Raw genomic sequence first — 6383 nt, 5'->3', positions numbered from 1 at the left:
GTCTTAAGCTAATGGTTGGCACTATCAACCCCCATATCGGACTTTCACCGACTAGTACGTGCCCATGCTGGGCACACATAAAAAGACTTCATTATTTACTTAAATAACGAAGTCTTGATAATTTTTAATAATTCTTCCCCATACCTTTGAACTTTCTTTTCTCCGACACCTCTAATTTTAAATAATTCTTCATTATTCTTTGGAAGCTTATTAACTATCTCAATTAGAGTTGCATCTGAAAATATTATGTACGGCTTAATACCATCTCTATTGGCTCTATCCTTTCTCCAACTTTTAATAATATTAAATAATTCTTTATTTATTGCAGTTTCTTCATCCTTTATTAATAATAGTACACTTCTATCGCCCTTAAGAATTTCCATAGACTTTTTTGTAAGCTTAAGCATGGAATATGTGCCTTCCTTAAGAGCTACAAAATCTTGCACTAACATTTGTTTTATTAGTCCTCTAATAAAAGTTGTACTATAATCCTTCATTAATCCAAAAGTCGTTAATTCATCTAACCTATTTTGAATTACCTTAGGTCCCTTAATTCCCCTTAATACATCTATAAGTACTGATATTCCATAGTTTTCTCTTGTTCTATATACTGTAGATAATATCATTTGAGCTTCTTTCTTATAATCTCTAAGTTCATCATTTTCTAGACAATTACTACAATTAGTGCAATACTCTCTAGTCCATTTACTATCAAAATACCTTAAAAGATTAGTTCTATAGCATCTTTTTTCTTCACAAAACTCTATTAATGCCTGTAGTTTTCTAAGTGCAATTTCTCTCCTATTTAAATTACTACTATTATTAATAATAAATTCAACTCTTCTTATGTCTTCTCTATTATAAAACAAATAACAATCACAAGGAGTACCATCCCTTCCCCCTCGGCCTATCTCTTGATAATAGCTCTCTAAATTCTTTGGAATAGTACAGTGAACTACATACCTTATATTAGATTTATCTATTCCCATCCCAAAGGCATTTGTAGCTATCATAGTGTCGAACCTCTCATAAAGAAAATCCTCTTGATTTCTTTTTTTCTCTTCGTCATTAAGCCCTCCATGATAAATTCCTACACTATAACCTAACTCCTTTAGGTATTGATATAAACTTTCTACTTCTTTTCTTGATAAACAATATATTATTCCAGATTCTGAATCATGTTCTCTTAATATATCTTTAATACCTTCTAATTTATCTTCTTCTTTATATATAGTAATGGCTAAGTTTTCTCTGTCTATATTTCCAGTAAAAATATATGGATTGTTCAAAGATAAAAGCTTCATTGAATCTTCCTTAACCTCATCTGTTGCAGTACCTGTAAAAGCTGATAAAACCGGTCTGTTATCTAAATTTTCTATAAATGGTTTTATGTATCTATAACTAACTCTAAAATCATGTCCCCACTCTGACACACAATGAGCTTCATCTACTGCTACTTGAGATATTTTAAGGGATTTAATCATTTTAATAAAAACTTTAGATTCCAACCTTTCTGGCGCTATGTAAATTAACTTATATAATCCTAATGAAGCATCCTTAAGAATTTCTTTTATCTCATCCATACTTTGAGTACTATTTATATAAGCTGCTTCTATTCCATTATCTTTCAGTCCATCTACTTGATCCTTCATTAATGATATAAGAGGTGATATAACTATAGTAATACCATCTAAAATTAACGCTGGTATCTGATAACAAATAGATTTTCCGGCACCAGTAGGCATTATGCAAAACACATCTCTCTTAGATAAAATATTCATTATTATATTTAGTTGTCCAAATCTAAACTTATCATATCCAAAAAACTTCTTTAGAGCATACTGCGCTTTTTCCCTATCATTCATTTAATTACCTCCTCCTTATGTCATCTTTAACTCTTCTCTATTTTACAATATTTTAATCTAATTATCATGATTTTTTACCGGAACAATAAAATGTGATAATTATTAAAGAAAGTCATTTTAGACTTACCTTAATAATTATCACATTTTTATACAATATATTAAACTAAATATTTTAACATTCATCTAACTGACGAATATTATGAAAAAATCCTTTAGTAGCTTTAATAAACTCTTGTATGTTGCAGTTGCCAGCTCTCTCGCCTATTCCGTCTAGAGTACAATTAACATATTTAGCTCCACTTTTAGCCCCTTCTATAGATATAGCTGTTGCCATACCAAAATCATTATGGGCATGTATCTCTATTTCCATATTAGTATTTTCAATTAACGTAGTTATTGCTTTTTTAGTTGTTGAAGGACTTAATATCCCTACAGTATCAGCATACCTTACCCTATGAACATCCAATTTTTCAAGCACTTCACACAAATGTATAAGATACTTAATATCTGCTCTTGATGCATCCTCAAATCCAATAGTTACTTCGTACCCCTGCTCTTTAGTAAAATATACACAATCCTTTAGTTTATTTTCTACCCAAGTTTTGTCCTTTCTCAAATTTGAATATATTTGTATTTCAGATGATGGAACACTTAAATGAATAATGTCCGGCTTGCAGTCAATAGAATGTTTTATATCATTCTTATTAATTCTATTCCAAGTTGAAACAAAAGAATTTTCCATAGCATCTACAATTTGAATTATGCAGTCTTTTTCTATGTTCCCCATAGCAGGAGTTCCTGCCTCTATCTGATAAATTCCATTTGAATCTAGATACTTTGCAATTTCAACCTTTTGATTCACTGTAAATGCTTTTCCTGGAGCTTGTTCCCCATCCCTTAATGTTGTATCAACAATATATATTTCTCTGTTCATACCTTAGCACCTACCTTATTATATATAGCTTCTATTTCATCATCTAAAAGCCCTCTTCCCATTTTAGTACTTTCTTTTCGTATAACTTCCAATAAACTTTCAAGTTTTTCATCTTCATAAGCTATATTTAACTCATCCAATTTAATTTTTAAGGATTTTATTCCTGAATGTTTTCCTATTACTATTTTTCTTTCCCTCCCTATCTTTTTGGGATCATAAGGTTCATAAGTATGAACATCCTTTGAAATTCCATTAACGTGCACCCCTGATTCAACATTAAATATGTTTTTCCCAATGAAAGGCATATTAGAAGGTAATTCTTCACCTGTAATTTCTTCAAAAATTTTTAGTACAGTGGGAAAAAGAACATGATTTCCTCTTAAATTAATTTTTTGTATAAATTCAATTGCTCCTAAAAGTTCTTCCAAAGGAGCATATCCTCCAATACCAGCAAAACTAGTAACAACTTTATGTCCACCTAACTTTATCCATTCAAGAGTCAATGCAGTTGAGCATCCATATTCATTACCAATACATAGTTCCATGCCCTTTCCAAAGGAATCCATAAGTTTTAGTAATTTTTCTTCATATGAATAGTTCATCAAATCGTCCAATCCTACTATTCTTACATTGTTGAGATTATTTATATTTCTATTCACCTTAATACTTGACTCTATATATTTTCCTCTTGGTATGTGAATTTCTTTAACTACATTTACCCTAAACTCCACATCTATTGGAAGAGGAAATAATTGTTCATATATTTCCGGAGTAATTTCAATATAATCACTGCCAATTAAATATATTAATTTAATTAGTTCCTTAACTTTTTCTTTTTTCCCTTTGACTTTTTCTCTATATAAGTCCCAAAGTGCAACTAATGTTTTATCTACAATCTCAACTTGTCTCTCTTTCATGATATCCTACCTTTCTAATTGGAAAATCCAAATGTTATTTTACATTAAGAATACTTTTACTCTTTTTCCCACTTAAAATATCTTCTGCTGCAAAGGCTACAGCCACCTCAACTCTTTCATAAGTCATAAATATGTCTATGCCTAAATTTCGCAATTTCTTGGTTGGTTCTTCTCCAATTCTAAGACAGATTACACCATCGCAATCGTATAGCATATTAGCTATCTTTTCAAATTTATCTACCTCTTCTTCACATACTTCTTTTCCATTACAGTATTTTTCTACGTTTCTCTTTTCTAAAAACATAGGCATATTATCTTTATATTCATAAATATAAAATTCTGTAGCATGTCCAAAGTGCTCGTCAACAACCATTCCACTCTTTGATACTACTGCGAATTTTAATAAAGTATGATTTTTTTCTTCTTTTCTAAATTTCAAAGACTGATCATCTCCAAGTAGTCCAATTGCATCTGCCCTACATTGCTTGCAGTGATACATTTGGCTTAAATGTTCTTTGCACTTATCTCTTAAATCTTTTATTTCTTTGTTGCTAACTAATGGCATATTTTCAAATACACTGCCCTTAACAGGTATCATCTGCATAATATTTGTAATACTAGCCCCATATTCTTTAACCTTTTTAACAACCTCTTCAATATGATAATCATTAATTCCTTTAAGCATAACTATATTTACTTTACATACAATTCCTCTATCAGTTAAATACTTAAGTCCTGAAAGCTGGTTATTAAGTAATATTTGAGTTCCTTCAATTCCAGTATAAGTAACACCTAGGTAATTTATATATTTGTAAACTTTAGCTGTTATAGTTGGATCCACGGCATTCATTGTTATGGTTACATGAGTAACTCCAAGATCTATTAATTGCTGTGCATAGAAAGGAAGCATTAAACCATTAGTTGATAAACAAAAAGTAACTTCATTATCATATTCCCTTATTGATGTTAACGTCTCTTTTACCTCATCAAAATTTGCTAGGGAATCTCCGGGACCCGCTATTCCTATAACCTTAAGGTTATCCATCTTGCTCTTAACATACTTATATTTTTCAAAGGCTTCCTTAGGGGATAAAACTTCAGTAGTTACTCCAGGTCTACTTTCATTTGGGCAATCATATTTTCTTAAACAATAATTGCAACTTACATTGCACTTTGGTGCTATTGGTAGATGCATTCTTGCATATTTATGAGCCGAACTACAACTAAAGCATGGATGAGTTTTTGTTTTTTCTTCTATACTAATTTTTTCATTATCCAATTTTGACACCTTCTCTCCTTTATACAATTCATCATATAGATTTTTTCTAAAACTTCTTTCTTTTCTTCCCAAAATTACATTTGCTATTTCATCTCCTAAATTTAATGATCCTTCATACCCTATAGACATAATTCTTTGTCCACCTACTCTATCATGTATTGGGAATGCTGCTCTTACTAGTGGTATATTGTGCTTTTCTTCTATCCTTCTACCGTCTGAATTTCCAATCATAACATTAGCTTCAAAATCTACTGAATATTTCTCTATATCTTTAAAATCTGCTTCATCTATGATTTTATATTTATGAACGAATAATCTACTTCCAAGTTCCCTAACTTCTTCTTCAAGTTTCTCTTTCAAGCTAGGACATTTTTCTCCAGATGCTATCACTACTGGCATAACACCATTTTCTAAACACATTCTAGATGTAGAATATACAAAATCAGGTTCTCCATATATAACCGCTCTTCCTTCACTATTGTATTTATGAGAATCTATCATAGCATCTAAATATCTACCTCTTTGATCTCTATATTTTTCAGGTATAGGGTTTCCCGAAACCTTAGATAACACCTCTAAAAACTTATCAGTATCCCTAAGTCCTCTTGGTATATTTACTTTATAATTTTCAACGCCAAAATTATCTTCTAGATATTTTCCAACGGAATTTTCATCATTTACAAAGCTAAAAATTTCTATTGTTGCTCTTGCCCCAGCCATCATCTTTATCTCTTCTATGCTAGTACCATGAGATGGGAGTCTTTCATAGTTTATTTTATGAACTCCATCAAGATTTTCACTTATATCAGGTAATAGAATATAGTCTATATTAAAACTATTTAATATTTCTTTAAGTTTCCTTGTATCTGCAGGACTTATTAAACTTGTTACAATATTAATCTTCTGATTTTTTGTATCATCTAGATCTAAATTCTCAACAACTGCCCTAAGTGCTCTGCAGAACCCATCATACTGTGTGCCACCATACCCTGGCGATGAAATTGGTATTAATTCTACATTACTTTCACTATGAGTTTCTTTGAAAGTTTTAGAAATACGTACTATGTCTTCACCTATTGTTTCTGCCAAACAAGTCGTTGCTATTCCAATAACTTTTGGATTGTATAACTTAATTAAGTTTTCTAAACCAATTATTAAATTTTTCTCTCCACCATAAACAGTTCCTTGTTCTGTTAAAGAAGAAGAAGCTATGTCTATTGGTTCATTATAATGTGTTGCCATATGTCTTCTAATATATGTACTACACCCTTGAGAACCATGTAATATTGTCATTGCTCCTTTAATTCCATATAAAGCATTCACAGCTCCCATAGGCATACACATCTTGCAAGGATTAACTGTTAAGTTTTTATAATCTTCTTTCATAG

At 30.7% G+C, this 6383-nt stretch carries 4 protein-coding genes; all 4 read right to left on the bottom strand.

Features of this window, described 5'->3' with window-relative positions; genetic code table 11:
* Window positions 1-95 precede the first annotated feature (95 nt).
* The gene (gene recQ / locus FAY47_RS10555; RefSeq protein WP_143316676.1) at window positions 96-1865 is read right to left on the bottom strand and encodes a DNA helicase RecQ; all 1770 of its coding nucleotides are present in this window, start codon (window positions 1863-1865) and stop codon (window positions 96-98) included.
* 172 nt (window positions 1866-2037) lie between these two features.
* Window positions 2038-2799 (bottom strand): homocitrate synthase, encoded by a 762-nt coding sequence (locus tag FAY47_RS10550; protein WP_143316675.1) that lies wholly within the window; start codon window positions 2797-2799, stop codon window positions 2038-2040.
* Window positions 2796-3716 carry an isopropylmalate synthase gene (locus FAY47_RS10545; RefSeq protein WP_143316674.1) on the bottom strand — a complete coding sequence of 307 codons (921 nt, stop codon included), beginning with the start codon at window positions 3714-3716 and terminating at the stop codon, window positions 2796-2798. Before FAY47_RS10545 ends, FAY47_RS10550 begins: the two co-directional genes overlap by 4 nt.
* A gap of 34 nt (window positions 3717-3750) precedes the next feature.
* On the bottom strand, window positions 3751-6381 hold the full coding sequence (gene nifB / locus FAY47_RS10540; RefSeq protein WP_143316681.1) for a nitrogenase cofactor biosynthesis protein NifB: 2631 nt from the start codon (window positions 6379-6381) through the stop codon (window positions 3751-3753).
* Between the last annotated feature and the right edge of the window lie 2 nt (window positions 6382-6383).

It is taken from the genome of Clostridium sp. HBUAS56017 (assembly GCF_007115085.1).
In the GTDB taxonomy this organism is placed as follows: Bacteria; Bacillota; Clostridia; order Clostridiales; family Clostridiaceae; genus Clostridium; species Clostridium cibarium.
Note: the sequence above shows the minus strand (reverse complement) of the source record. Positions and strands in the feature narration are given on the sequence as shown.

Excerpts from the sequence above, each read along its gene's own strand:
- recQ (WP_143316676.1), bottom strand. The coding sequence starts at position 1,865 with ATGAATGATAGGGAAAAAGCGCAGTATGCTCTAAAGAAGTTTTTTGGA.
- nifB (WP_143316681.1), bottom strand. The coding sequence starts at position 6,381 with ATGAAAGAAGATTATAAAAACTTAACAGTTAATCCTTGCAAGATGTGT.
- FAY47_RS10545 (WP_143316674.1), bottom strand. The coding sequence starts at position 3,716 with ATGAAAGAGAGACAAGTTGAGATTGTAGATAAAACATTAGTTGCACTT.
- FAY47_RS10550 (WP_143316675.1), bottom strand. The coding sequence starts at position 2,799 with ATGAACAGAGAAATATATATTGTTGATACAACATTAAGGGATGGGGAA.